This window comes from Nostoc sp. (assembly GCF_035638895.1).
GTDB lineage: Bacteria > Cyanobacteriota > Cyanobacteriia > Cyanobacteriales > Nostocaceae > Nostoc.
In genome coordinates this window covers 1-26,599 of record NZ_DASQZC010000507.1, presented here as the reverse complement: position 1 = coordinate 26,599, position 26,599 = coordinate 1, and the positions used below count along the sequence as shown (strand labels likewise).

Annotated in this window: 21 protein-coding genes, 2 rRNA genes and 2 pseudogenes; 14 read left to right on the top strand and 11 right to left on the bottom strand. The window is 43.5% G+C overall.

Annotation, left to right across the window (positions count from 1 at the left end; all coding sequences use genetic code 11):
• Positions 1 to 584: 584 nt before the first annotated feature.
• Positions 585 to 881, top strand: a complete 297-nt coding sequence (locus VE944_RS25275) for a hypothetical protein (protein ID WP_324983575.1) — start codon at positions 585 to 587, stop codon at positions 879 to 881.
• Between the two features lie 324 nt (positions 882 to 1,205).
• On the opposite strand, the gene VE944_RS25270 is transcribed toward VE944_RS25275, so the two are convergent.
• The 3 genes from VE944_RS25270 to hisD all read right to left on the bottom strand — a co-directional run bounded on the left by VE944_RS25270 (position 1,206) and on the right by hisD (position 3,625).
• Positions 1,206 to 1,490, bottom strand: coding sequence for a Uma2 family endonuclease (locus VE944_RS25270; RefSeq protein ID WP_324983573.1), 285 nt, complete (start codon positions 1,488 to 1,490; stop codon positions 1,206 to 1,208).
• A gap of 19 nt (positions 1,491 to 1,509) precedes the next feature.
• Positions 1,510 to 1,935 carry a universal stress protein gene (locus VE944_RS25265; RefSeq protein WP_324983570.1) on the bottom strand — a complete coding sequence of 142 codons (426 nt, stop codon included), beginning with the start codon at positions 1,933 to 1,935 and terminating at the stop codon, positions 1,510 to 1,512.
• Between the two features lie 388 nt (positions 1,936 to 2,323).
• A complete protein-coding gene (gene hisD, locus VE944_RS25260) occupies positions 2,324 to 3,625 on the bottom strand; it encodes a histidinol dehydrogenase (RefSeq protein WP_324983568.1) in 1,302 nt (433 codons plus the stop codon).
• A 724-nt stretch (positions 3,626 to 4,349) separates the two neighbouring features.
• Between hisD and rpsT the strand changes: the two genes are divergently transcribed.
• Positions 4,350 to 4,649, top strand: coding sequence for a 30S ribosomal protein S20 (rpsT, locus tag VE944_RS25255; RefSeq protein WP_324983565.1), 300 nt, complete (start codon positions 4,350 to 4,352; stop codon positions 4,647 to 4,649).
• Between the two features lie 312 nt (positions 4,650 to 4,961).
• Positions 4,962 to 5,747: a TatD family hydrolase gene (locus VE944_RS25250; RefSeq protein WP_324983721.1), complete on the top strand. Its 786-nt coding sequence runs from the start codon at positions 4,962 to 4,964 to the stop codon at positions 5,745 to 5,747.
• A gap of 137 nt (positions 5,748 to 5,884) precedes the next feature.
• Here the strand turns inward: VE944_RS25250 and VE944_RS25245 are convergent, their stop codons facing one another.
• The gene (locus tag VE944_RS25245) at positions 5,885 to 6,016 is read right to left on the bottom strand and encodes a hypothetical protein (protein WP_324983562.1); all 132 of its coding nucleotides are present in this window, start codon (positions 6,014 to 6,016) and stop codon (positions 5,885 to 5,887) included.
• Positions 6,017 to 6,494: 478 nt separating this feature from the next.
• Here VE944_RS25245 and rpoB point away from each other — a divergent pair, with 478 nt between their 5' ends.
• From rpoB to VE944_RS25230, 3 genes are all read left to right on the top strand, one after another.
• Complete coding sequence (gene rpoB, locus VE944_RS25240) at positions 6,495 to 9,794, top strand: DNA-directed RNA polymerase subunit beta (protein ID WP_324983559.1); 3,300 nt, start codon at positions 6,495 to 6,497, stop codon at positions 9,792 to 9,794.
• A 116-nt stretch (positions 9,795 to 9,910) separates the two neighbouring features.
• A complete protein-coding gene (locus tag VE944_RS25235; RefSeq protein ID WP_118169620.1) occupies positions 9,911 to 11,788 on the top strand; it encodes a DNA-directed RNA polymerase subunit gamma in 1,878 nt (625 codons plus the stop codon).
• A gap of 128 nt (positions 11,789 to 11,916) precedes the next feature.
• Positions 11,917 to 15,963, top strand: coding sequence for a DNA-directed RNA polymerase subunit beta'' (locus VE944_RS25230; RefSeq protein WP_324983553.1), 4,047 nt, complete (start codon positions 11,917 to 11,919; stop codon positions 15,961 to 15,963).
• A 148-nt stretch (positions 15,964 to 16,111) separates the two neighbouring features.
• Here the strand turns inward: VE944_RS25230 and VE944_RS25225 are convergent, their stop codons facing one another.
• Complete coding sequence (locus VE944_RS25225; protein ID WP_324983550.1) at positions 16,112 to 16,681, bottom strand: Uma2 family endonuclease; 570 nt, start codon at positions 16,679 to 16,681, stop codon at positions 16,112 to 16,114.
• A gap of 140 nt (positions 16,682 to 16,821) precedes the next feature.
• Between VE944_RS25225 and VE944_RS25220 the strand changes: the two genes are divergently transcribed.
• Complete coding sequence (locus tag VE944_RS25220; RefSeq protein WP_324983547.1) at positions 16,822 to 18,150, top strand: hypothetical protein; 1,329 nt, start codon at positions 16,822 to 16,824, stop codon at positions 18,148 to 18,150.
• 150 nt (positions 18,151 to 18,300) lie between these two features.
• Here VE944_RS25220 and VE944_RS25215 read toward each other — a convergent pair whose 3' ends face one another.
• The 3 genes and pseudogenes from VE944_RS25215 to VE944_RS25205 form a co-directional block, all read right to left on the bottom strand.
• Positions 18,301 to 18,738 carry a response regulator gene (locus VE944_RS25215; protein ID WP_324983544.1) on the bottom strand — a complete coding sequence of 146 codons (438 nt, stop codon included), beginning with the start codon at positions 18,736 to 18,738 and terminating at the stop codon, positions 18,301 to 18,303.
• A gap of 300 nt (positions 18,739 to 19,038) precedes the next feature.
• Positions 19,039 to 20,406 (bottom strand): DUF3370 domain-containing protein, encoded by a 1,368-nt coding sequence (locus VE944_RS25210; RefSeq protein ID WP_324983541.1) that lies wholly within the window; start codon positions 20,404 to 20,406, stop codon positions 19,039 to 19,041.
• A gap of 461 nt (positions 20,407 to 20,867) precedes the next feature.
• A pseudogene (locus tag VE944_RS25205) lies at positions 20,868 to 21,095 on the bottom strand (peptidase C15); the annotation flags it as partial.
• Between the two features lie 58 nt (positions 21,096 to 21,153).
• Between VE944_RS25205 and hisH the strand changes: the two are divergent.
• The gene (hisH, locus tag VE944_RS25200) at positions 21,154 to 21,789 is read left to right on the top strand and encodes an imidazole glycerol phosphate synthase subunit HisH (protein WP_109006740.1); all 636 of its coding nucleotides are present in this window, start codon (positions 21,154 to 21,156) and stop codon (positions 21,787 to 21,789) included.
• Between the two features lie 84 nt (positions 21,790 to 21,873).
• Positions 21,874 to 22,419, top strand: coding sequence for a 16S rRNA (guanine(966)-N(2))-methyltransferase RsmD (gene rsmD, locus VE944_RS25195; RefSeq protein ID WP_324983537.1), 546 nt, complete (start codon positions 21,874 to 21,876; stop codon positions 22,417 to 22,419).
• A 129-nt stretch (positions 22,420 to 22,548) separates the two neighbouring features.
• On the opposite strand, the gene petG is transcribed toward rsmD, so the two are convergent.
• Positions 22,549 to 22,662, bottom strand: coding sequence for a cytochrome b6-f complex subunit V (gene petG / locus VE944_RS25190; protein WP_063721252.1), 114 nt, complete (start codon positions 22,660 to 22,662; stop codon positions 22,549 to 22,551).
• Between the two features lie 209 nt (positions 22,663 to 22,871).
• On the opposite strand from petG, the gene VE944_RS25185 reads away from it, so the two are divergent.
• The 5 genes and pseudogenes from VE944_RS25185 to VE944_RS25165 all read left to right on the top strand — a co-directional run.
• Complete coding sequence (locus VE944_RS25185; protein WP_100899502.1) at positions 22,872 to 23,246, top strand: c-type cytochrome; 375 nt, start codon at positions 22,872 to 22,874, stop codon at positions 23,244 to 23,246.
• Positions 23,247 to 23,875: 629 nt separating this feature from the next.
• Complete coding sequence (locus tag VE944_RS25180) at positions 23,876 to 24,670, top strand: peptidylprolyl isomerase (protein ID WP_324983530.1); 795 nt, start codon at positions 23,876 to 23,878, stop codon at positions 24,668 to 24,670.
• A gap of 26 nt (positions 24,671 to 24,696) precedes the next feature.
• A complete protein-coding gene (locus tag VE944_RS34205; RefSeq protein ID WP_414690162.1) occupies positions 24,697 to 25,062 on the top strand; it encodes a helix-turn-helix domain-containing protein in 366 nt (121 codons plus the stop codon).
• Between the two features lie 122 nt (positions 25,063 to 25,184).
• The gene (locus VE944_RS25170; protein WP_324983527.1) at positions 25,185 to 25,481 is read left to right on the top strand and encodes a hypothetical protein; all 297 of its coding nucleotides are present in this window, start codon (positions 25,185 to 25,187) and stop codon (positions 25,479 to 25,481) included.
• A 167-nt stretch (positions 25,482 to 25,648) separates the two neighbouring features.
• A pseudogene (locus VE944_RS25165) lies at positions 25,649 to 25,780 on the top strand (Uma2 family endonuclease); the annotation flags it as partial.
• Between the two features lie 482 nt (positions 25,781 to 26,262).
• On the opposite strand, the gene rrf reads toward VE944_RS25165, so the two are convergent.
• Positions 26,263 to 26,380: ribosomal RNA gene (gene rrf / locus VE944_RS25160) — 5S ribosomal RNA — on the bottom strand.
• 97 nt (positions 26,381 to 26,477) lie between these two features.
• Positions 26,478 to 26,599, bottom strand: a 23S ribosomal RNA gene (locus VE944_RS25155); the annotation flags it as partial.

The window sequence follows — 26,599 nt, the reverse complement described above, 5'->3', positions numbered from 1 at the left end:
AATCCTACCAGCCATCACCTGCTTTCTTATCGAAGTAAACTTAACATAGGTTTATGGTTCTTCTCTACTTTTTTTAAACAATCTTAACATTAAGGTTGTCCACCGATAAGCTTCAATAATTTTTAGCAGCGCTTTTCTATAAACGTAACTGTTCATCTTTGAATAGTTAAGTAGCGAAACAAGCGCTGCTACTTTGCTACTTGATCAATTGAGTATATTTACCAGATTTTTATAACTTTGGATAATGAAACTGTTTTTACCTTACTTACTGCAAACGAATAACCAAATTTATCTATTCGTTTGCAGTAAGTAAGTATGACTAACCTTTTGAAGGTGACTAATAAAATATCTTTTTTTCTCTCTGCACCTGACGCGTCTGGAGCGGTTCAAAAGTCTTTTATTTAACTGCAACACCTTTACTATAAAAGCCTAAGTAATAGTAGGGTAAAGATACCAAAATTCCGGATATTTTTCCTGTAGAGATATGGAATAGTAATCATTTTGGTAGACGTTTATTCTCATAATCTTAAGTGAAAATAGCTTTGTCAAAGTTAAAAACTGATAATTGGTAACTGAGGTTAACTATGAAAAGCACTCAAACATCCCCAATGTTTATCTCACTAACTAAAATCGAAGAAGCAAACTTGTCTGGTGGTGAGAGTATTATTATAATAGGAGCAGACGGAGTAGGAGCAAACGGAGTAGGAGTAGACGGAGTAGGAGCAAACGGAGTAGGAGCAAACGGAGTAGGAGTAGACGGAGCAAGTTTACAAATCGGAGCAAGTGACCGAATTGGACGAGCTAAATCCAAGAGAGCAAAACTAGAAAATCGGCTGAGACGTACTGTAGAAAAGCTAGAAAGGCTACGCTCTCGACTATGAAATCTTAAACGATTAATTAGTCTTAATGTTTAAATGAATCAACTGCCGAACTCGACTGTATGAGTGAAGCATAAGTTTTAGATAAGCTTTTGTTTTACCGTCAATGAAAACTCCTGATCACTCGCTATCTTAAAGTCATCATTCGAGAGTATTGGATTATCTAAGCAATACAATCCACTACTCTTGAATATTTAAAACGTTATATTCAACTCTTTTGGCTCGATAATTTACAATATTATTAGCTCACTGACGACTTCCACCAGCGACAAGGGGGGGTGATTCGTTGAGTTGAATAACTGCTTCTCGATTTCTCAACTCCTGCTACTAAGGCAATGGAATCACAAAGACATCTGAAATTCTCGATATATCCCATCTGCCAGCACGGGGAGAACGAACACCGATAACCATTTGTTTAGAAGTCCAATCCAACTTTAGTCGGAGAATTTCTGCTCGGAAAGAAACATTGATAAATTCTGTTACCGCACCATGTTGCCCACTTCCTAGACTCAGGGGAATTAATTCTCCATTAACCAATTCATAGCGCGTATCAGTGCTATTATCATAAGCTAGATACTCTTCAAAGGTTAGTTTTGGGGTGGTTGTAGTCATTGCTTCCCCTTACAAATTTTTACCTTGGTTTGACAACTAACACCGAACAATTAGCCTCTTCTACAACTTGACTGCTAACAGAACCCTGTACAATTCGCTTCATCCCCATCAATCCCCGGCTGCCAATTATAATCAAGTCAGTTTTGTAAATATTGGCAAGGCGAATAATCTCTTCGGCAGGATCACCAGTTACTAGTTCTAACTCACTGCTGACTGATAACTTTTCCTGATAGGATTGCAGCTGTTTTTCAATCTGAAAATAAGAAAATGTTGGGGACTCTGGCTGAGGACGATCGGCAGGTAGTTCCATTTCTGACTCTGGCGTAGGAAATACATGACAAAAAATAACCTTGGAATCTTTTGAGAACGCCAAATTATCTAAAGTCTCAATTACTCGTTCTGAAATTTCCGAACCGTCCAGAGCTACCAAAACACTATTTAGCACCGCTCTCGTCTCCTAATGAGTAGACCCCTTACATAAGTATCTAGCAAAATTCGTCGGCAACGACACTAAACATTTTTTATTTAGGAATTAGTTTATATATTTGAGGCTGTGCTATGTATCAGTTTCAGTGTGGTGCATTATAGCAACTGGTCTGGAGAAGCTTTTCACGAGTTTCTGGCACAGGAAAACCCTAGTTAAATCAGTGAACAGTCAACAGTTAACAGTTGCCTTCCGTACCCGCCTTGAACTTTAGTTCTAGGCGGGACATGACTTGTACGTTAAGTTAACACCTATGACATTTGTACCACCCTACGTTCGCGGAGCGTCCCGCAGGGATGGGATTTTTTTAAAGAGAAGTCCCTTATAAGAAAAAATTAAGCATTCCAAATCACTCTTCTTGCTGAACTCGGCGGCGTACTGAATCAGCATGAGAAGGTAAACCTTCTGTTGTCGCTAACACATCAATAGCACTAGCGACATTTTGCAGCGCAGTTTGGGAGTATTGAATAATACTAGAGTGTTTGAGGAAAGTTTCTACCCCTAATGCCGAAGCATAGCGGGCAGCACCAGAAGTTGGCAAAGTATGGTTAGGTCCTGCTAAATAGTCTCCTACAGCTTCTGGTGTGGAGTAACCTAAAAAGATTGCCCCAGCATGACGAATCTGTGGTAATAATGCCCAAGGGTCTTTGATTTCTAATTCCAGGTGTTCGGGGGCAAATTCATTTGAGAGTTCTGCTGCTGCTTGGAGCGATTCTACAAGGACAATTAAGCCATAGTGAGCGATCGCTTTTTCTGTGTCTATTCGCCGTGGATGATCTACTAGCTGTCTTTCCAAGGCTAATTGCACGTTTTTTGCCAAAGCCGCATCTGTCGTCAGCAAAATTGCTGCCGCCATTGGATCGTGTTCTGCTTGGGCTAGCAAGTCAGCAGCTACATGCACCGGATTTGCGGTTTCATCGGCAATCACCAGCACTTCGCTGGGGCCTGCCAAAGAATCAATGCCAACGGTGCCATAGACAAGTTTTTTCGCTAGGGTGACATAAATGTTACCAGGGCCAGTAATCACATCCACTTTCGGAATTGTTTCTGTGCCATAGGCTAAAGCGGCGATCGCTTGTGCGCCCCCAATGCGATAAATTTCTTGCACTCCTGCTTCTTGGGCAGCTACCAAGACTGCTGGGTTAATTGCACCCCCTGGCCCTGGTGGTGTCACCATCACAACGTGAGGTACAGCAGCAACATGAGCCGGAATTGCATTCATCAGCACTGTACTGGGATAGGCGGCACGGCCACCAGGCACATACAACCCCGCCCGATCTACGGGGGTATAGCGTTTGCCCAGCACTACCTCATCGTCGCCAAAGTGTACCCAGCTTTTTGGGACTCGCTGACGATGAAACGCTTCAATTTGGCGGCAAGCTAGCCGAAGTGCGCCCAACAACTCTTTTGACACCTGCTGATAGGCTGCATCTAGTTCCGAGCCTGTGACTCGGAGTTCTTCGGCTTTCAGGGTTTGTTTGTCAAATTCGGCTGTGTAATGCAATACAGCTTTGTCGCCTTGGCGCTTCACTGCTTGCAAAACTTCCCGCACCGTTGCTTCTTTGTGAAGCACCTGTTCGTCATGGGTGCGATCGCAGATCCGTTGTAGTTCTGCTCTGACGTCTGCCTGCTGAGTAATGATTCGCAGCATGGAGTAAGGACAATGCCAATAATTATAATATTCACACCTGAGATTTAGTATTGCTCTTGACCCACTGGGGTGTGCAAGCTGACTCTAATTCTCTTCTCTAGCTTAACCTGAATTTTTTTGATACTCTCAAGTCTGCCAGGATCTAGTTTGCTTGAGAAGGCCATTTAATTGCTCAGTCCAACTAGCCTTGGCTTGGCTAGCGGCAGGAAGCAGGGGTGCCATTTCCTGCTACTCTTACGCCCTTACCCTCACTCCTTGCGGGGTGCGGGTGGTGTATTTACACATCTAATCCCCCAAATTTACAGGGGGTAGGGTCTGAGTATAATTTTTCTTTTCCTAACTTTTAGTAGTTAACATCTGTATAGAATCGATTCTATACTTTGAAACCCCTGAAATTTAGCTATTTACAGTTCCTTGCCTTTGACAATACACCTGTTTTTGGGACAGATTGATTATATTGGCAATCACATTGCTTAATCAGGTGATGACTTAGGGTTTGACTATTTTACATGTACCTTATTTTAACGCATTTCCTTAATTGACGACACACAAAATTAAGGACTGGGGATTCGGGAGCAAAGACTAAAGACTATCTTCCCCAATTTCCAGTACCAAATTTCCAATGATAGATTTTTTTTAGGAAATCATAACATTGGCAATTTGGATGCTATATTAGTAAGTCTAGTAGTGTGTGTACATATTAATAGTATTTTTGGAATTGACTGTGGCGAATACAAAGTCTTCTCTCAAGCGTGCCGAAATCGCAGAACGTAACCGACTGCGTAACAAAGCTTACAAATCAGCAGTCAAGACGCTGATGAAGAAATACATTAATGCTGTAGCTGTCTATACAGCTAATCCTACCCCAGAATTAAAACAAGAAGCACAGGCTCGCTTATCCGAGGCTTACGCCAAAATCGATAAAGCGACTAAGCGGGGTGTCCTTCACCCAAACAATGGGGCAAGGAAAAAGTCAAGATTGGCTAATAAACTAAAACCCCTAATTCAAGCAGTTGGTCAATAGTGATTGATGAGTCAGTGCCCTCTTCTGAGTAGAAGGAGACACGATGTTACAAAGCTTACTAAAGTTTTTGTAAGTGGTGTGAAACGCGAAAGGTAATGGCAAGCCAGTGCAATCTTGAGGGTTTCCACACCCCTTAGTCTATCTCTCTCAACCCGTCAACCGCAGGGCTGTCTCATGAGGGAATTAAAGTAGTGGGCGTGGTTTCCTTCTTGAAAAGTTTAGTGATCGCAGAAGAAAGATTCACCTGGACGGTCATTTGTCCTTAGTCGTGATCAGGGCTAATAATTTATGACCAATGACAAAGGGCAAAGAATGCAGCTGATAGACACGCACGTTCATCTCAACTTTGATAGTTTTCAGCCGGATTTAGCAACAGTGCGATCGCGGTGGCAAGAAGCAGGAGTAGTACGTTTAGTACATTCTTGCGTTCACCCAGAGGAATTTTCCAGAATTCAATCCATAGCGCACGAGTTTCCCGAAATCAGCTTTGCCGTAGGATTACATCCTTTAGATGCTGATAAATGGAATCACGACACAGCCGAGAAAATCAAAACTTTAGCGAGTTCTGACTCTCAGGTGGTAGCAATTGGGGAAATGGGGCTGGATTTTTACAAAGCTGATAACTATGAGCATCAGCTGATGGTGTTTGAGTCACAGTTAGCGATCGCATCTGAACTCAACTTACCAGTAATTATCCACTGCCGCGACGCTGCGGTGGCAACTAGAGAAGTGTTGCAAAAATGGCGGGAACTCAAAGGAGAAAGAGTGCGGGGTGTCATGCATTGCTGGGGAGGAACGCCAGAAGAAACTCAATGGTTTCTCGATTTGGGGTTCTACATCAGCTTTAGCGGGACGGTAACGTTCAAAAACGCCAAAGCGATCCAATCCTCGGCGGCGATGGTAAGTAGCGATCGCCTACTGATTGAAACAGACTGCCCATTTCTCGCTCCAGTTCCGAAACGAGGCGAGAAGCGCAACGAACCTGCTTACGTGCAATATGTAGCCGAGCAAGTGGCTAAACTGCGTCAGGAGACAGTAGAGGCGATCGCCCATCAAACCACCCAGAATGCCTGTGAATTATTTGGTCTGTCAATATAAAGGCTGCAATAATTCTCTTTTATTCCGTTGTGCTAAAAAAATAAAACTCTAGAGAGGGAAAATATGGTAATATTATTCCCTCAAAAACATTTTGCTTACGCCATAATGATAAAGGAAGGAACCTAAAATTTCTGAGCCTAATTTTCCATACTGTTATCGGCTTGGCCATCCTCCAAATCTCTACAAGCGGATGCTCTCCACACATGACTAACTGTGCCAACCCAAGTTGAGCTAGATTGCACAACATCGGCTTGGTGTGTATCGAACATATTCAAAATCGTTAAACGAAATTGCCTTGTGAGTACAATCCAGCAAAATGAAGTGATTCTGATTCAAAGCCGACAAGGTACGGATCATTCCCTCAGTCTTAGGATATCTAGGATATCACTGAGAGTATAAATAGCCGGGTGGATTTAAGAAACACCGTCTAGAGCTGCGTCAGAAAATTAACGCGCTTTTTGGAGGGAAAATGAAGAAAGTAGATAAAACTCAGGAATATCTCAACTGTATATTCTTCTTAAATCAAGACTATAGTGGGTTTTTGGCGTCTGAGTCCCCCCGATTACGGGCGATTACCCCCTTGTGCAAATTGTTCATTCCAGCTTTAATGGCTGCGTTTGCCCACACCTGTAAATAGCAAGTGTGTAAGAAGAAGTTCCCAAACAGCTAAGGACACTAGCTAGCAGTGGGAAGCGTCAAACAGCAGTGTCCAGGGGAAAATTTTACCAGGTTGACAAAGGAAGAGGCATGACTAAAGAAACATACATGGAACCCGCCTTTCTGTTGCCCGACTTGATTGAAATCCAGCGTTCGAGCTTTCGCTGGTTTTTGGAAGAAGGGCTGATAGAAGAACTTAACTCCTTTAGTCCTATTACAGATTATACGGGCAAATTAGAACTGCACTTTTTGGGTCATAACTACAAACTCAAGGAGCCAAAGTACAGCGTCGAAGAAGCCAAACGGCGGGATAGTACTTATGCCGTCCAAATGTATGTTCCCACACGGTTGATTAATAAGGAAACCGGGGAAATCAAAGAGCAAGAGGTATTCATTGGTGATTTGCCTTTGATGACCGATCGCGGCACGTTTATTATTAACGGAGCCGAGCGGGTGATTGTCAACCAAATCGTGCGATCGCCAGGCGTTTATTACAAATCAGAAATTGACAAAAACGGGCGACGTACTTATTCAGCTAGCTTAATTCCTAACCGGGGAGCATGGCTGAAATTTGAAACAGACCGTAACGATTTGGTGTGGGTACGCATTGACAAAACCCGCAAACTGTCAGCGCAGGTACTTTTAAAGGCTTTAGGGTTATCAGACAACGAAATCTTTGACGCCTTACGCCATCCAGAGTATTTCCAAAAAACCATCGAGAAAGAAGGGCAATTCTCTGAAGAAGAAGCCCTGATGGAGTTATATAGGAAACTGCGTCCTGGTGAACCACCAACAGTATTAGGTGGACAACAACTCCTAGATTCTCGTTTCTTTGACCCGAAACGTTATGACCTTGGTCGCGTTGGACGGTACAAACTCAACAAGAAATTGCGCCTTTCTGTCCCAGACACCATGCGCGTGTTGACTGCTGGCGATATCTTGGCAGCCGTGGATTACCTGATCAACCTAGAATATGACATCGGTAATATCGATGACATTGACCACTTAGGCAACCGGCGGGTGAGAAGCGTCGGTGAATTGCTGCAAAACCAAGTGCGGGTAGGCTTAAACCGCTTAGAGAGAATCATTCGAGAACGGATGACTGTATCCGATGCTGAAGTGCTAACTCCCGCTTCCTTGGTGAACCCCAAACCATTAGTAGCAGCAATTAAAGAATTCTTTGGTTCCAGCCAATTGAGTCAGTTCATGGATCAAACCAATCCTCTAGCAGAACTGACCCACAAACGCCGTTTAAGTGCCCTTGGCCCAGGTGGTTTAACCCGCGAACGCGCCGGTTTTGCCGTGCGAGATATTCACCCTAGCCACTATGGACGCATTTGCCCCATTGAGACACCAGAAGGCCCCAACGCCGGATTAATTGGCTCCTTAGCAACCCATGCGCGGGTTAACCTGTACGGATTCCTCGAAACACCATTTAGACCTGTAGAAAATGGGCGAGTCAGATTTGATCTGCCTCCAGCCTACATGACAGCCGATGAAGAAGACGATCTGCGGGTTGCTCCTGGAGATATTCCTGTAGATGAAACTGGGCACATTATTGGGCCACTAGTACCAGTCCGGTATCGTCAAGAATTTTCCACCACAACACCAGAACAGGTGGACTACGTAGCAGTATCTCCCGTACAGATTGTATCGGTAGCAACCAGCATGATTCCCTTCTTGGAGCATGATGACGCTAACCGAGCGCTGATGGGATCGAACATGCAACGGCAAGCAGTACCCCTGCTCAAACCAGAACGTCCTTTGGTAGGTACTGGTTTGGAAGCCCAAGGAGCAAGAGACTCTGGGATGGTAGTTGTGTCGCGTACCGATGGTGATGTCACTTATGTGGATGCTACAGAAATTCGTGTCCGCCCTAAACCTAATACCTCAGAAATTAAGTACACCCTTTCCAAGTACCAACGTTCCAACCAAGACACTTGTTTAAATCAGAAACCTCTCGTCCGCATTGGTGAACGGGTTGTTGCTGGTCAGGTATTGGCTGATGGCTCCTCCACCGAAGGCGGTGAATTGGCGCTAGGACAAAATATCGTCGTTGCCTATATGCCTTGGGAAGGCTACAACTACGAAGACGCGATTTTAATCTCTGAAAGACTGGTCCAGGATGATGTCTACACCTCAATTCACATTGAAAAATATGAAATTGAAGCTAGACAGACAAAACTGGGGCCAGAAGAAATCACTAGAGAAATTCCCAACGTCGGGGAAGATGCCTTGCGTCAGTTGGATGAACAGGGAATCATTCGCATTGGGGCGTGGGTAGAAGCTGGGGATATCTTGGTAGGAAAAGTCACACCCAAGGGTGAATCTGACCAACCGCCAGAAGAAAAACTGTTGCGGGCCATCTTTGGTGAGAAAGCACGGGATGTACGGGATAATTCTCTGCGAGTACCAAACGGTGAAAAAGGTCGCGTAGTTGATGTGCGCTTGTTTACTCGTGAACAAGGCGATGAACTGCCACCAGGAGCCAATATGGTAGTCCGGGTGTATGTCGCTCAAAAACGCAAAATCCAAGTTGGCGACAAAATGGCAGGACGTCACGGTAACAAAGGGATTATTTCTCGGATATTACCGGCGGAAGATATGCCTTATTTGCCTGATGGTTCCCCAGTGGACATTGTACTTAACCCCTTGGGCGTACCCAGTCGGATGAACGTTGGACAAGTCTTTGAGTGCCTCTTGGGTTGGGCTGGTCAGACCTTGGGAGTGCGATTTAAGATTACTCCCTTTGATGAAATGTACGGGGAAGAGTCATCTCGCCGAATCGTGCATGGCAAATTGCAAGAAGCACGGGACGAAACAGGGAAAGACTGGGTATATAACCCAGATAACCCAGGCAAAATCATGGTGTATGACGGTCGTACAGGTGAACCCTTTGACCGAGCAATTACCATCGGTGTGGCTTACATGCTGAAGCTGGTGCATTTGGTGGATGATAAGATCCACGCCCGTTCCACAGGCCCATACTCACTGGTGACTCAGCAACCCTTGGGTGGTAAAGCACAACAAGGTGGTCAGAGGTTTGGAGAAATGGAAGTGTGGGCATTGGAAGCCTTTGGTGCAGCTTACACCTTACAGGAATTGCTCACAGTTAAATCTGACGATATGCAAGGACGAAATGAAGCGTTAAATGCGATCGTTAAAGGTAAGGCAATTCCTCGACCCGGAACCCCAGAGTCCTTTAAGGTGCTAATGCGCGAGTTGCAATCATTGGGGTTAGACATTGCCGTTCACAAGGTAGAAACCCAAACAGACGGCAGTTCCCTGGATGTAGAAGTCGATTTGATGGCAGACCAATCAGCCCGTCGCACACCTCCTCGACCAACTTATGAATCACTTTCCCGCGAATCGCTGGAAGACGACGAATAATTCGTAATTGATAATTCGTAATTCGTAATTGAAGAATTAATTACGAATTACGAATTAAAAATTGTTAATTACGAATTAGAAATTGTTAATTACGAATTACGAATTACGAATTAAGTATGAGACCTGCCCAAACTAATCAGTTTGACTACGTAAAAATCGGCTTGGCTTCCCCTGAACGGATTCGGCAGTGGGGCGAGAGAACATTGCCCAATGGGCAAGTAGTCGGTGAAGTCACAAAGCCAGAAACGATTAATTACCGAACTCTCAAGCCAGAGATGGATGGCTTGTTTTGTGAGCGCATCTTTGGCCCTGCGAAAGATTGGGAATGCCATTGTGGTAAGTATAAAAGAGTTCGTCACAGAGGTATTGTCTGTGAACGCTGTGGGGTAGAAGTCACTGAGTCACGGGTGCGTCGTCACCGCATGGGCTATATTAAACTCGCCGCACCAGTAGCTCACGTTTGGTATCTCAAAGGCATTCCTAGCTATATTTCCATCCTGTTGGATATGCCCTTGCGGGATGTCGAGCAGATTGTCTATTTCAACTCTTATGTTGTCCTGAGTCCTGGTAATGCCGAAACTTTAACTTACAAACAGCTACTGAGTGAAGACCAGTGGTTGGAAATAGAAGACCAAATTTATAGCGAAGATTCTGTGCTGCAAGGCGTAGAGGTAGGTATTGGGGCTGAAGCGCTGTTGCGTTTGCTTGCCGATATCAATTTGGAACAAGAAGCCGAAAGCCTACGCGAAGAAATTGGCAACGCCAAAGGACAAAAGAGAGCCAAGCTAATTAAGCGACTGCGGGTAATTGACAACTTCATTGCTACTGGTTCCAAACCAGAGTGGATGGTAATGGCAGTTATTCCCGTGATTCCCCCCGACTTGCGCCCAATGGTGCAGCTAGATGGCGGACGGTTTGCCACCAGCGATTTGAATGATTTGTATCGGCGGGTAATTAACCGCAACAATCGTTTGGCACGCTTGCAAGAAATTTTGGCACCAGAGATTATTGTGCGGAACGAAAAGCGGATGCTGCAAGAAGCAGTGGATGCTTTGATTGACAATGGTCGTCGGGGACGCACTGTGGTAGGGGCAAATAACCGACCCCTAAAATCTTTGTCCGACATTATTGAGGGTAAGCAAGGGCGTTTCCGACAAAACTTGTTGGGTAAACGGGTTGACTACTCTGGACGTTCTGTAATTGTGGTCGGGCCAAAGCTGAAAATTCACCAGTGCGGTTTGCCTAGAGAAATGGCAATTGAGCTATTTCAACCATTCGTGATTAATCGGCTGATTCGTAGCGGTATGGTCAATAATATCAAAGCTGCGAAAAAGCTCATATCCCGTAATGATCCCAGTGTTTGGGATGTGCTGGAAGAGGTGATTGAAGGACACCCTGTAATGCTAAACCGGGCACCAACATTGCACCGCTTGGGTATTCAGTCTTTTGAACCAATTTTGGTAGAAGGTAGAGCGATTCAACTGCATCCTCTGGTGTGTCCAGCCTTTAACGCCGACTTTGACGGCGACCAAATGGCGGTACACGTCCCTCTATCGTTAGAAAGTCAGGCTGAAGCGCGGTTGTTGATGTTGGCTTCTAACAATATTTTGTCACCAGCCACGGGTAGACCGATCATCACGCCTAGCCAAGATATGGTGCTGGGAGCGTATTATTTAACAGCAGAAAATCCCGGTGCGACAAAAGGGGCAGGAAATTACTTTTCTTCGCTAGAGGATGTAATTATGGCTTTCCAGCAAGATCAAATTGACTTGCACGCCTATATCTATGTGCGGTTTGACGGTGAAATAGAATCAGACCAACCGGATACAGAACCGGTGAAGGTGACGGAAAACGAGGATGGTACCCGCACATTACTCTATAAGTTCCGTCGAGTCAGACAAGACGCTAAAGGCAATGTACTTTCGCAGTATATATACACAACCCCTGGCCGCGTTATTTACAACAATGCCATTCAGGAAGCACTAGCAAGTTAATTCGTAATTTCTAATTCGTAATTCGTAATTGAAGAATTGAATTACGAATTACGAACTACGTAGCTTGCTTCTCGCCAAAGGCGAGTATTACGAATTATTAATTATTGATGACTCAGGACTAATGATTAATGACTAACGAAAAAATGATTTTTCGCAATCGGGTGGTTGACAAAGGTCAACTGAGAAATTTAATTTCTTGGGCCTTTACAAATTATGGTACGGCGCGAACCGCAGTGATGGCGGACAAACTGAAAGATTTGGGATTTCGCTACGCTACCAAAGCAGGGGTTTCCATCAGTGTAGATGACTTGATGATACCACCAACTAAGCGATTGCTTTTAGAGGCAGCCGAGGAAGAAATTCGCGCTACTGAAACCCGTTATCAACGGGGAGAAATTACTGAAGTAGAACGCTTCCAAAAGGTAATCGATACTTGGAATGGTACTAGTGAAGCCTTGAAAGATGAAGTAGTCGTCCACTTCAAGAAGACTAATCCCCTCAACTCCGTATACATGATGGCATTCTCCGGGGCACGGGGTAACATCTCTCAAGTCCGGCAATTGGTGGGGATGCGGGGACTGATGGCAGATCCTCAAGGGGAAATTATCGATTTACCCATCAAAACCAACTTCCGTGAAGGACTTACTGTGACGGAATACATTATTTCGTCTTACGGTGCCAGAAAAGGATTGGTGGATACTGCCTTGCGGACGGCTGACTCTGGTTATCTTACCCGGCGTTTGGTAGACGTATCCCAGGATGTGATTATTCGGGAATTTGACTGTGGTACCACCAGAGGAATTCCCATTCGACCAATGACAGAAGGTGCTAAAACCTTGATCCCTCTAGGAAACCGCTTGATGGGACGGGTAATTGGCGAAGATGTGCTGCATCCGGTGACAAAAGAAGTAATTGCACCACGCAATACCCCAGTTTCTGAGGACTTGGCGAAAAAAATCGACAAATCTGGGGTGGCAGAAGTTGTGCTGCGATCGCCCCTAACTTGTGAAGCGGCACGTTCTGTCTGTCAACACTGCTACGGCTGGAGTTTAGCCCACGCTAAGATGGTGGACTTGGGCGAAGCTGTAGGGATTATTGCCGCCCAAAGTATCGGCGAACCTGGTACCCAGCTAACCATGCGGACATTCCACACTGGTGGGGTGTTTACCGGAGAAGTGGCGCAACAAGTACGTTCCAAAATCGATGGAACTGTCAAGCTTCCCCGCAAACTGAAGACCAGAACATATCGTACCCGCCACGGAGAAGATGCCCTCTATGTTGAGGCTAATGGCATCATGCTTTTGGAGCCAACAAAAGTAGGTGATGTTACCCCAGAGAACCAAGAGGTTCATCTTACCCAAGGTTCAACACTATATGTATTTGATGGAAATAAGGTAAAACAAGGTCAGTTGTTGGCAGAGGTTGCCCTTGGTGGACGCACAACTCGGACTAATACAGAAAAAGCAGTTAAAGATGTAGCCTCTGACTTAGCAGGGGAAGTGCAATTTGCCGAAGTTGTTCCAGAACAAAAAACTGACCGTCAAGGTAATACCACAACCACAGCCGCACGCGGTGGTTTGATTTGGATTTTGTCTGGGGAAGTTTACAACTTGCCGCCTGGTGCAGAATTGGTGGTGAAAAATGGTGATGCGATCGCTTCTAATGGAGTTTTAGCAGAAACTAAGTTAGCCAGTTTGCACGGTGGTGTGGTGCGCTTGCCAGAAGCTACCCCAGGTAAGAGTACCAGGGAAATTGAAATTATCACTGCTTCTGTGGTACTAGACCAGGCAACGGTGACAGTTCAAAGTTCCCAAGGGCGGAATAATTACTTAGTCTCCACTGGCAACAACCAGGTATTTAACCTCCGGGCGACACCAGGCACAAAAGTGCAAAATGGTCAAGTGGTAGCTGAGTTAATTGATGATCGCTATCGGACAACCACTGGTGGTTTCCTGAAATTCGCGGGTGTAGAAGTCCAGAAAAAAGGCAAAGCCAAGCTGGGTTATGAAGTCGTGCAAGGCGGTACTCTTTTGTGGATTCCCGAAGAAAGCCACGAAGTTAATAAAGATATCTCCTTGCTGTTGGTAGAAGATGGTCAGTTTGTAGAAGCTGGCACCGAGGTAGTAAAAGATATCTTCTGCCAAAACAGTGGTGTGATAGAAGTTACCCAGAAAAACGACATCCTGCGGGAAGTTGTAGTTAAGCCTGGGGAACTGCTGATGGTAGACGATCCAGAATCAGTTATCGGGCGAGATAACACCTTCATCCAACCAGGTGAGGAATTCCAAGGTAATGTCGCCACAGAATTGCGTTATATCCAGTATGTGGAGACACCAGAAGGGCCGGCCCTGTTGAGTCGTCCAGTAGTTGAGTTTGCTGTACCTGATAATCCAGATGTGCCATCAACTACATCCGTGAGTCAACAAACCGGGCGATCGATTCAGTTGCGGGCTGTGCAGCGACTACCTTACAAAGATTCAGAACGCGTCAAATCTGTTGAAGGTGTGGAACTGCTGCGAACTCAGCTAGTACTGGAAATTGAGCAAGAAGGGGAACAAGACCATAATGCTTCACCCCTTGCAGCAGATATTGAATTGGTAGAGGATACTGAAGACCCAGAAGTTCAACGTTTACAACTGGTAATTTTGGAATCCTTGGTAATTCGTCGAGACATTACCGCCGATGCTACCCAAGGTAGCACCCAAACCACACTTGAGGTACAAGATGGGCTTACCATCGCCCCTGGATCTGTGGTTGCACGTACCCAAATCTTATGTAAAGAAGGCGGGGAAGTGCGGGGTGTCCGACAAGGAACCGAAAACGTGCGTCGCTGCTTGGTGTTGCGCGATGCTGACAGGTTGACCATTAATACTAGTACTCAGCCAAAGGTAAAAGTGGGTGAGTTGCTAGTAGAAGGTACAGAAGTTGCTCCTGGAGTTTTTGCCCCAGAATCAGGACAAGTAGTGGATATCAAAAGTGCCACTGCTGCATCTGGTGAGGAATCAGCCCTGAGTACTAAAAACTACGTTGTTACTACCCGTATCGGTCGTCCTTATCGAGTCAGCCCTGGTGCTGTGTTGCAGATAGAAGATGGCGATTTGGTACAACGGGGTGATAACTTGGTGTTGCTGGTGTTTGAACGCGCCAAAACCGGAGATATTATTCAAGGTTTGCCCCGGATTGAGGAACTACTTGAAGCTCGTAAACCCAAAGAAGCGTGCATTTTATGTCGCCGGGGGGGTGAAGTTAAGGTAGTTTACGCTGAAAGTGGTGATGAAGCGATCGCTATCAAGGTCGTAGAATCAAATGGCGTGGTAACAGATTATCCTCTAGGCCCAGGACAAAATTTGATTGTGCCAGATGGATCGTTTGTGTTAGCTGGACAACCATTAAGCGATGGGCCATCCAATCCCCACGAAATTTTGGAAATCTTCTTTAGCCTGGGTTCCGAAGATGGAATCTATGCTTGTGCTAGCCATGCTTTACAGAAGGTACAGTCATTCTTGGTAAATGAAGTGCAAATGGTGTATCAATCTCAAGGGATTGATATTTCCGATAAACACATTGAAGTCATTGTTCGCCAGATGACCAACAAAGTCAGGATTGATGATGGTGGTGACACCACAATGCTTCCTGGTGAATTGGTGGAACTGCGCCAAGTTGAGCAGGTGAACGAAGCTATGGCAATTACAGGCGGTGCTAGGGCACAGTATACCCCAGTATTGTTGGGTATCACTAAAGCATCGTTGAATACCGACAGCTTTATTTCCGCCGCATCCTTCCAAGAGACAACACGGGTACTTACCGAAGCAGCTATAGAAGGGAAATCCGACTGGCTGCGCGGATTAAAGGAAAACGTGATTATCGGGCGATTGATTCCGGCTGGTACTGGCTACAATACCTATGATGAACCCGGTGCGATCGATGATTATGCTGCTGAAATTACCAGTAGTGTCTTGGATGAAGTCGATGATCCCCTGGATATGGTCTTAGATGACCGCACAGCTCGCACCTATAATTTAGATTCTCCTACTCTTGGGGAATCTGGTTTTGGTAGCAGACGGGCAGAAAGGTCAGTTCTAGATGACGAAGATGAATTAATCGCCGATGAAGTCGCAGACGACGACGATTATGAGGAAGAAGAGGAAGACGACGATGATTTCGACGATGAATAGAGACTTGAAATTTCCCGTCTCTATTAAAAGGTAAAAATTAATAAAGGCAAAAGAAAATCTTCTTTTGCCTTTTTATTTTGCTCTCTAAAAACACATTTTTAAATCCTCAATATTCTGGTTTCTACCTTTCGAGCTAGTAGCCAGCCAATTATGGGGATTCAAAAGTAACGTCCTCATATAAATCTGCAACAGCACACCGAAAATCTACACTCGCCAAATGAATGATATCTTGTTGTTTATATGGATAAAGTACCCATTGTTTCTCTGAGTTGCGGCGAAAGCATTCAACATTTAACCGAGTTTGACTTACAACTACATATTCCTGAAGTGGCTCTATCTGTCGGTAATCAGCAAATTTATCACCTCGGTCAAACGCTTCTGTTGTCGGAGATAGCACTTCTACAATTAACGACGGATAACGCAGAAAGTTGTTAAAAGCTCTATCTCGTTGGTCACAACTTACTATCACATCGGGGTAGTAATAGATATTAATCGATTCAATATGTGCTTTGGTATCTGAGATATAAGCCTGACAACCACTCCCACGCAAATGATTTCTCAGCATAGCAAACAGATTACCAGTAATAATTACATGCGTATTACTTGCTCCTGCCATTGCATAAATATCTCCCTTTCTATATTCATGCTTGATAGGACTGGTTTCTTCTCCTTTGAGATAGTCTTCTGGAGAAATATAGCTATTTGGAGTTGCAACCATCTGTAATGACCTTGTGTGATGCCTTGTATCTAGTTTAAAAGAAGCTTTACGGATTAAATCCGCATAAATCTAGCTATTGCTAGATGCTGTAATTCTCTCAAGAGCTATAATCTACATCTGTTGCACCGAGAGATTAACTTGTGGATGTCATATTAGAACGATCGCACCAATTAAAACAAGCCTTAGTTGATTTTGTCCTTGATGCTGAAGGCGAACTAGCACAAGCACTAGAAACTTATGCAGCCGCACAGTTGCGCCGTGGAAGCGGGGATAGTACACAGCAGGACTTAACTATCGATAGCTTTCTGACAGCCGGGAAAGTCGGTGATAAATCTCCATTACAGTTGTTTATCGAAAGCCATCCAGATTTAGAAGAAAGCGATCGCAACCTGATCAATAGCTGGCATCATAGTTTTATTGGCTTATTTGCCATAACGAATATTCTACCTGATGGCTTTGAATTGACGAACTGGTTGACAGATAAACACTACATCGTCAAGCCAAATAATACTCAAACATTACAGGCAATATCTCGGTTGAAAGTAGGAGAAATTTTACTAACTCGCATTTCTCCTGTTACCGATAGCTACTGGATGTTTTCTGGCCCCTACACAATAATGGGTAAATTAGGTAAACCAAAACTTGCTGTAGCAATTGGTAATTTCAAAGAAAACTATAGAAGTAATCTTTACAGCGATGCTCCAGACTTGCTAGAAGAAGCTTGGCAGTCAGTAGGACAATATCATCAGCAGTTTGTGGACTTTTTTGGCACTGATGAAATCACACTATCTGGATACCAGCTTAATAAAAAAATAGCTGAATTCCAAGAATTAATCACTGAAAAACGCTTTGCAGAAGCAGGAATTGATACTTCTAAATCCTTGGCTGAAGTAGTAGAAGCAGCTGGCATTGGAGACGATGAAATAAAAGCGGCAGCAGAAGAATTTGGTGCTGATTCCAACGTAGTCTCTCAGATGTTTAACAGCAAAACCAGTAATAGCAAAATGGTTATGCCAAAGGTTGATTTACCTGCGGAACTCAAGAAAGCAGAACAAGTAACAGCTCTTTCTCATCCTCGTTGGGGACAAATGTTTTTACCAACATATAGTAAAGTACAAGCAATTTTATCGGCAGAAGACTGGCAAAGTGTTAAAGGGGCGGAAAAACTTGTTCGTTACTACCTCGAAGATAAAAGTATTAATGCTTTTATTTGGCATCGATTAGCGCAACAGTATCCAAGTAAATTAGAAAATGTGTTGCAAACAGTTCTGCAACGTCCAGAGTTCGGTCTTGAAACCGACTTAGACGCACTTTTGCAAGAATTCAATAAACCTATTGAGCCAGAATTACCAGAAATTGCTAGTGTCCCCATACATCTACACAACTTGTTTCAGGAAGCTTTAGGAGAAGTTAACAAATCCAAGCCCAAGGGTAAAGGGCAAAAAAAACCAGCAAAGGGTTTTCAATAAAGTTAACAAATATATCCAATATCTCACCCCACCCACTTAGGGTTTAATTTCCCAGTTAGAGTCATTTGTAGGAGCGTACAGTTAGCTGTACCTCCCAGCATCTATGGAAATATAACTATTAAAAGCGACATAAAAACTAAATATTTGTATTTAAATTTCGGTAGATAGCAGGTGAACAATCTCACCTACGATCTCATCTGGATTTTCAAGCTTGACTAAAAATCGATTAAAGCCAGCATCCAAAGCCTTATGACTTGAGACTTCCCGTGTATAAGAAGTGATAGCGATCGCGGGTAGCTGTCTTAAGGATGGGCAAGAATGCACTCGAATTTGCTCAATTAACCAATTTCCATCATGATCGGGCAATTTCACATTGCACAGCAGAATATCGGGATGAAGCGATTCTACTAAGGCAAGGGCTGCTTCTGCATCGGTTAAAGCAATCACCTCTGCACCATCTGCTTCCAAAATGAAGGTGAGCAAATCTGCGATATCTGGCTCATCCTCTACCAGTAAAATCAGGGTTCCAATAAGGTGCTGAAGCGAATTTAACTCAGTTTCTTGATTGATTTTTTGATCGGTTGCCATGCCGTCCCTTTGTTGCCTGCTATAGTCTAGTATTTCTATTGCAACGCATGGGGGGGGAATAAGTATTCACCCTAAATACAGAAATTTGGGGTGAAAAGTTTTATCAATATGAAGAAGTTAATTCACGGATCACATTCACCGCTCTGTTAGGTAAGCGATCGCCCCGAACAAGTTATCTATGATTGATGTGCCATTGAGCCGCGCCAAGTTGATAAACAGTAAAGCTTTGTGAATCAGCTGACTAATATTTTTTGGTAACAGGTAATTGGAGAAAAGCTATTACCTATTACCCATAACTCATTACCGAGGTTCAGCTTGAGTTGAAACTGTTAATACTTGTGGAGGTGTAGCATCTGGCGGATAGAGAAAGTCAACTTCTACTAAAGAGCGATCGCCTGCTTTCATCTTTAATAAAACTAAGGGTTCCCCTGGTTGACCTCTCTTTTGCACTAAATGCACAAACTGAGTTTGTGGTTGATTTTGGCCATTTCTGTAACGTACCCGCACTGTCCCTCGGAAGAATACTTGACGGGCTGGTGTACTAAAAAAGCGTAACCCTGGTTTGACTAACTGATCCTCCTTGAGTGGTGTTTGTATGGATACACTCACAGTTTGAGGACTTTGAGTATTGTTGTATAGCGGCAACTTGAGATTATATTGAATTCCATAGTTGCCATGAGCGCGATATGCGGTGTCAGGATAGCGCACCAGCATAGGCGCACTTTGAATTTGACCAGTTCCTAATGTGCCATTATGCAGGCTACTTAGAGCGTAAGAAAACGCTTGACCAGCCTGGGGAATAGTTAGATACCTGGCTTTAGGATTATCTATTAATAAAGCTCTCCATCGTGAACCAGCAGCCACTCCAGCAACACGCCCATAAATTCTTGGCTTGCCAGTTTCTTCTAAAGGAGTGGGGGTTTTATCGCGTGGCCCGGACACATCGCTATTATTGAGTAAATTTTGCCACTCTTCTAAAGTAGGCGATCGCTCACTGCCATCGGGATTTACACGCGCAAACATGGCTAGGCTAGCTGCATAGACAGTGCCATTACTTTGTAGTCGCATGAACGTAGATCGACCATTGAGAGGTGGTGTCAATCCCTGCACCGGAATTGGTAAATTTAGTAACATCCGACTTTGCCTTGCTGGAATCTCAATTTGGGCAGGAAAAATCTCTTGTCGCCGTCCTCTCAGTACATCAGACATGACGCGATCGCCTGGCCCGGCAAAAATTGTACCCAAAAGATTTTGGCTAAAGGATGGTAGCTGAATAAATGGTGCATCCGGTTGACTCAAATAACTCGCCGCCTGCCAAATATTCACCTTCACTGCTTCCGAATTAGGGTTATGCAAAATTATTCCTAGATAGAGCGATTGCAAATTCTCTGGTGGTTCAGCTCTAGTAATATGGTGGGCAAAAATATCAAATCGTCCTCGAAAGGGAAAATTTAGATGCGCCGTTGGCACTTTTTTGCCATCTGGTGGAAAAGTGGAGAGTAAAATTCCTTCTTTCAAAACCAATTCTGGACTATTGCTGTTAAACATTGGCACTGTATCCAATTGTCCTTGTAAAGGACGCACTTCTTGTGGTTGTACGACTTCTTCAGGTGGTGGCGTGGCAGGAGTTAATTGAGCAATTGGGAAAATTAGTAACAATGGCAACATATACTTAGATATTTCTTTCACCATACAGACATTAACAACTTGATGAAAGTGCCAGTTTGTTAATAATTAATACGGAATCTCCAAGAATCCCCATCAAATTTTCTTGAGTCAGAACCGGAACGTGGGCAAATATACAACGTACCGTCAGTTGTTTTTAGCTTAAGTACTCTCTGTGAGACACTACGCGAACACAGACAAATTTACCGCAGTCGTGGCTAATCTCAATTGTCTTTGCTCACGCCACTAATTTTTTTAAATCAACTGCTGTCTGCAAAACAATTTCTCCATAGCTAAGTAGAGCAGCGTAAATAATTAAAGGTTTTTAGTCAAGACTAAAGTCCTCAAATGAGGGCTGAAGCTCTGACTACAAAATAATCTCAAGAGTTTTTACATTACTTAATCTAATTCGATTTATTCTTGCCTAGTTACTTAGCAACTGCTTCCATACTTAATTATGTAAGGCTTGCAGCCATGCCACAACAGATGATGTAATCAGGTTGAATTGCATTGATTTTTTCCATTACCTGAGTACTGGCAAGTTGCACATCTACGGGTAACTAGGGTAAAAAACTTAAATCATCTGGTATCAGATCAAGTTTGGTAACTTCAAGTAATAAATCATCAGAAGAATTCGACTGTTGATCTTTTAGGCAAATGTCAAAAGAAGTTAATAGAATTCTTCTCTTCATAACAAATATTATTTAGAATAGAAAAACCCTCCATAATAAATTTACAAGGAGCAGGTGAATGCCAGTAATTGCGGTCGTAGATTACGAGATGGGAAATTTGCACTCAGTCTGCAAAGGCTTGGAAAAAGCTGGAGCAACTCCTAATGTTACTTATTCTCCAAAGGAATTAGAGCAGGCAGATGCAATAGTTCTGCCGGGAGTGGGAGCATTTGATCCAGCAGTCCAACACCTTCGATCGCGTGGTTTGGAACAACCGATTAAAGAAGCGATCGCATCTGGTAAACCGTTCTTGGGAATTTGTTTAGGATTACAAATTCTCTTTGAATCAAGTGCAGAAGGTACTCAACCAGGACTAGGAATTATCAAAGGAAAAGTGCGGCGGTTTCGCTCAGAGCCTGACATCACTATTCCTCACATGGGTTGGAATCAACTGGAAGTGACTCAACCAAAAAGTATTTTGTGGGAGCATTTACCGTCCGATCCTTGGGTATATTTTGTCCATTCTTACTATGTTGACCCAATAGACCCCCTAATCCGTGCAGCAACCGTCACCCACGGGACTCAAACCGTCACAGCTGCGATCGCCCACGAAAACCTGATGGCAGTCCAATTTCACCCCGAAAAATCTTCTAATATCGGATTGCAAATCCTATCTAATTTTGTTGCTCAAGTCCGCGAAAAAATTCCTGCCTAATACTATTTTTGTTATTTGTTGTTTGTCCTTTGTCTAAAACTTATGACTAATGACCAATGATTAATGACCAATGACTAATAACCAATGAGCCTGAGAATTTACGGAAATCGCCAGCTAAAAACTTTACCCGGGAAAGAGACTAGACCCACTAGTGCGAGGGTAAGGGAGGCAGTGTTTAATATTTGGCAGGGAGAAATTGCAGGTTGTCGCTGGCTAGATTTGTGCGCGGGTACTGGTTCAATGGGCGCAGAGGCTTTGTGTAGAGGAGCCAGCCTAGTAGTGGGAATTGAACAATCGAGCCGAGCCTGTGCCACCATCCAACAAAATTGGCAGCAGGTAGGGAATGCCGAGCAAGAACTTCGGGTATTGCGGGGAGATATTTTCCAACAGTTAAAGACTTTATCAGGCAAGAAATTCGATAGAATTTACTTTGATCCACCTTATGCCAGTGGATTGTACCAGCCAGTATTAGAAGCGATCGCTCACTATCAACTTTTAGATCCTAGCGGTGAAATCGCAGTTGAACACGCCTCACAAGGTTGGACACCGCCAGAGATTCCCGCTTGGGAAATTTGCCGCGAGAAAGTTTACGGCAACACATCACTTACTTTCTACAGAACTGTGCAATGAGAAAAGAGGGGGCAGACAAAGGAGCAGGAGGAGAAAATTTTATTTTGTCTCCCTCATCCCCCTCATATTCCCACTCAAAACTCAGCACAGGCTAAACCATAGCTATCCGCTAACAAAACTCAGCACTGCTTACCCCCCCAACTGATTGGGGCGCTTATATTGCTTATAGGCAGCGTAAAACAGTCCAGCAAGGGTGACGAAAACTAGACCAAGGACAATACCTGATAGTAAGGGTTCAACCACTGTAAATCTCCTCTTTGAAATTATTAAATATTCGTTGCCTATTTTCGATTTTACCAAATTTCGTATGAATCCTGCGCCCTACAGCCTTTTTGGAGAGCGACTGCCCACAAGAAAATAGTCTTCTGTGCTTGCAGACACAATCAAGAACTTTTAAGCTATGTGTAGGAAATGAAAACTTTTTAGCACACCTAAACTTCACAGCAAACCTTTTGGATAACCAGATTACCAAACCTGAAATTTTGATTCAGAGGATCGTTTTATTGACGCTGGCTATACTGCTAGCAGTCCCTTTGGGCTTTTTTGGTGTTCAGTTGGTTCAAGCCTCCGATCCATACGTCAAAAGCGTTCTATCCTTAACAGGAAACCCAGTTCAAGGACACGCGATCTTTCAAATTAATTGTGCTGGTTGTCATGGCTTGGAAGCAGATGGGCGAGTAGGCCCCAGTTTGCAAGCTGTCTCAAAGCATAAGTCTCGATATGGACTTATTCGCCAAGTGATCAGTGGCGAAACCCCGCCAATGCCAAAATTCCAACCTAGTCCCCAAGAAATGGCGGATCTTTTGAATTATTTAGAGTCATTGTAAACGTTAGAATTTTTAGTTGTGGGATACATAATAGGACTTTGGGATAGAGGTATAGTGAGGGTAGGCGCAGCCCTTCGTAGACATCGCTCTACCAAAAATATAATGGGAAAAGTCAGATTCAAATGGGACTCGCTATAAAGTGAGTATTTCTGGTTAACTAAAAAACCTTTGTTAGGAGAAGGTTATCTCAAAGCACCCTAGCTCAGTCTGATAACTTCGTCTTCTAACTTGCAGTGGCGAGAAGTGTTATTAGTTACTTGAGCGGGAGCATCCCAAATGTGTAAAAACATAATTTCTCATTGCGTACTCCTTTGGAGAACCCGCAGGGTACGTAACGCAGCAAAGCAATCGCAATTAACTTGTAACTATATTTGGTAAAATTGCAAAATTGGGATGCTACCATTTGAGCTTTGTCCTTTTTTTTTCACATCTGGTCGTATTTACGTAGAATCTTTGATAAAAACTCATATAGACTGTATATTTTAAAATATGTTAAAGCCACTATTTAATTATTACGAAAGTGAAGTTAGCGTACCTAACTCGGTAAGATTAAGACAAAAGCTCCCAGTGAGTGAGCTAGGGTTTAGCTTCTTTAACAGACCAGATATTCTTAAGATGCCCGAAAGCTAATGACTGAAGCGATCCAAATCGGTAATCGTACAATCACAGCTAGTGAACTGATTTCCTTACTGGCAAGTTACCAAATGCTGCCACATTTGCAGCGCGAATTGATTATTGATGAGGCAATAGAGGAAAATTCACGCTCAGCCAAGGTAGCAATATGTACACCTGAGGAAGTAGCCCAAGCTAAACAGCAGTTTTACGCTGAAAAACAGTTCAAAAATGAAGAAGACATCCAGGCTTGGATAGCACATCAAGGGCTGACTCCCGAACAACTAGAAGTTATTATCACTCGTAAGCTTAAAATTGAAAAATTCAAGCAAGCTACTTGGGGTAATAAACTGGAATCCTACTTTTTTCAGTCCAAGACAAAACTAGACAAAGTAATTTATTCTCTACTGCGAACCCAGGATCTAGGAATAGCCCAAGAACTTTACTTTCGCATTCAGGCAAAAGAAAACTCTTTTGCTGACTTGGCGCGTGAATATTCACTGGGGCCAGAAGCCCAAACTGGAGGCTTAGTAGGCCCGATTGAACTAAATGCACTACATCCGATAATGGTGCAAATGCTATCTAGCAGTCAACCAGGTCAGATATTGCCCCCTACCCGCATCGCCGACTGGTTCGTGATTTTGCGGTTGGAAAAATTTATCCCCGCACAACTGGATGAATTTATGAAAGCGCGACTGCTGAATGAACTCTTTGAAACCTGGCTACAAGAACAGCAAAAGCAAATCATGTCTGCACCACCATTAGAGGCGGGGACAAGACAACAGGGAGAGGGTGATCAACCTTTAACCTAAGTATCGAAGGTGACTTCTATGCTTGGTTGCCTTCAAAACTGAAGATAGCGATCGCTCCGTTAGTTTTACAGACTGGACGAGCGATCGCTTTTGATATGCGTAAACATCTTGTATTGCATACGCATCAATATGTACAAAAAGATTATCTGATGCATACGCATCAATGTCAACTATTTAGGATGGGTTACGTTAGGTTAAAGATTCGAGAGCTAGCTGAAGAGAGAGGTTTGACACTAAAAGATGTTGCTGATCGCTCAGGAGTCAACTACAACACTGTTAGAAGTTATGTCCAGCGTGGTACTCTCAACACCGTTGACCTATCTGCTGTATTTAAAATAGCCCGTGCGTTTGAAGTGACTTTAGAACAATTGGTGGAAGTTTTGGAAGAGTAGGCGATCGGATTGCACAAGGAATTGCTACAGAAGAAATTCTTCTTTTTTGGGACTGTTATACTGCTTTAGCTATTGGGAAAACTATATTTGTAGAGATTTATTAATTTATCCAGGCGAGAGATATGCAGTTACAGCAATTGCAGTTGTTCCACATTGTATTAGGTAGTGTATCTTGCTCCAACCCTAATCCACTTCAGTGGATAGTCATAGTGACTTTAGTTGCTGGAAGTGGGGTTTTTGTTGTGGGTAGTGGAGTTAGTATTGTAACTATAGGAACTATTTTAGTTACTATGATTAGTGCTGGAGCTAGTTTTGAAGCGATATCAGTAGCACTTGGAAGTCATATAGCTGTAGCTACTGGCTCGCTAGAAATGCTTTTTCAATTGGTAGCTGCGATTTTTGGTATTTTAAGTTGTTAGGACTGCGATAACCCTATAAAATTCAGAACCTGAACCAAATATCGCTATTGTTAGACCACAAGATTCTGTATACAGCACTTCCGGCAGCTATGAGGTACATCCATCTTAAAAGCTGAAAGCTATGCTAGGAGAGGGGCAAGGAGAAAACCTGTATTGCATAATAGCGGGAAGCGCTGTATAATAATCGTCATCCTGAACCAGAAGATATCTTTTGGCTAATAGAAGTTGCTAAAACGAGCCAAAAAAAAGACTTAGAACTCAAAACAAAAATCTACGCGACTGCTCTTATACAACAGTATTAGGCTATTGGTGACAAGTTAAGGTTATAAACTATTTGTCAATAAGCACTTGTACTTGAATTATTGTCATAAATCCGGGTTAGAAACACCATTTTTAAGCTAGCTTAAGCGTCATATTTAAAAGCATCGTTTGCCCTTGTACTCAAACCAGAATATTAAGCTAAATTTGATACTCATTGTTTCAGTTAATTTCTAGCTTAATTACTGTTGACAAAACTAATTTTGGCTTAACTTGTCACTAATGAATCATGAGTCTGATGAGGAAACTCTTAATATTTCGGATATAACTCTTTCGACTCATCAACTCTAGCTCATCAACAATTACCAAAGCGTCGTCATAATCGTCCATCAAGAATAGACTTTCTTAAATCCCAAAGTTCTTGAGTCATAAGTCATAGCAATTTATTCAATACTAAATTCAAGATAAACAAAAACCCACTAGCTGTTATGGGAGCTAGAGGGTTTTATTTTGTAATTATGAATCCTGGCATCGAGCTATTTTTGCGTAGGGCTACCCCTAAACTATCGTGGCCGCAGCAGCGTTTCACCTCTGAGTTCGGGAAGGATTCAGTGTGGTTCCACCGCGCAATAGACACCAGGAAAAGTTTTAATTGCTAATTCGTAATTAAAGAATTAGAAATCAGAATTTAACAGCAACCCTGAAGACTGCACAGTAACACGAAACCAAATGAGTTGTGAGGTCAAGCCCTCGGTCTGTTAGCACGGCTCGGCTACATACATTGCTGTACTTCCACCTACCGCCTAAGAACGGGTGTTCTTCCCGTGACCTTACCCACTTACGTGGTGAGAGCACTCATC

What these genes read in the sequence shown, in the direction of transcription:
- VE944_RS25275 (WP_324983575.1), top strand. Translation starts at nt 585, where the DNA reads ATGAAAAGCACTCAAACATCCCCAATGTTTATCTCACTAACTAAAATC.
- VE944_RS25270 (WP_324983573.1), bottom strand. Translation starts at nt 1,490, where the DNA reads ATGACTACAACCACCCCAAAACTAACCTTTGAAGAGTATCTAGCTTAT.
- hisD (WP_324983568.1), bottom strand. Translation starts at nt 3,625, where the DNA reads ATGCTGCGAATCATTACTCAGCAGGCAGACGTCAGAGCAGAACTACAA.
- VE944_RS25250 (WP_324983721.1), top strand. Translation starts at nt 4,962, where the DNA reads ATGCAGCTGATAGACACGCACGTTCATCTCAACTTTGATAGTTTTCAG.
- VE944_RS25245 (WP_324983562.1), bottom strand. Translation starts at nt 6,016, where the DNA reads ATGTTCGATACACACCAAGCCGATGTTGTGCAATCTAGCTCAACTTGG.
- rpoB (WP_324983559.1), top strand. Translation starts at nt 6,495, where the DNA reads ATGACTAAAGAAACATACATGGAACCCGCCTTTCTGTTGCCCGACTTG.
- VE944_RS25235 (WP_118169620.1), top strand. Translation starts at nt 9,911, where the DNA reads ATGAGACCTGCCCAAACTAATCAGTTTGACTACGTAAAAATCGGCTTG.
- VE944_RS25230 (WP_324983553.1), top strand. Translation starts at nt 11,917, where the DNA reads ATGACTAACGAAAAAATGATTTTTCGCAATCGGGTGGTTGACAAAGGT.
- VE944_RS25225 (WP_324983550.1), bottom strand. Translation starts at nt 16,681, where the DNA reads ATGGTTGCAACTCCAAATAGCTATATTTCTCCAGAAGACTATCTCAAA.
- VE944_RS25215 (WP_324983544.1), bottom strand. Translation starts at nt 18,738, where the DNA reads ATGGCAACCGATCAAAAAATCAATCAAGAAACTGAGTTAAATTCGCTT.
- VE944_RS25210 (WP_324983541.1), bottom strand. Translation starts at nt 20,406, where the DNA reads ATGTTGCCATTGTTACTAATTTTCCCAATTGCTCAATTAACTCCTGCC.
- hisH (WP_109006740.1), top strand. Translation starts at nt 21,154, where the DNA reads ATGCCAGTAATTGCGGTCGTAGATTACGAGATGGGAAATTTGCACTCA.
- rsmD (WP_324983537.1), top strand. Translation starts at nt 21,874, where the DNA reads ATGAGCCTGAGAATTTACGGAAATCGCCAGCTAAAAACTTTACCCGGG.
- VE944_RS25180 (WP_324983530.1), top strand. Translation starts at nt 23,876, where the DNA reads ATGACTGAAGCGATCCAAATCGGTAATCGTACAATCACAGCTAGTGAA.
- VE944_RS25170 (WP_324983527.1), top strand. Translation starts at nt 25,185, where the DNA reads ATGCAGTTACAGCAATTGCAGTTGTTCCACATTGTATTAGGTAGTGTA.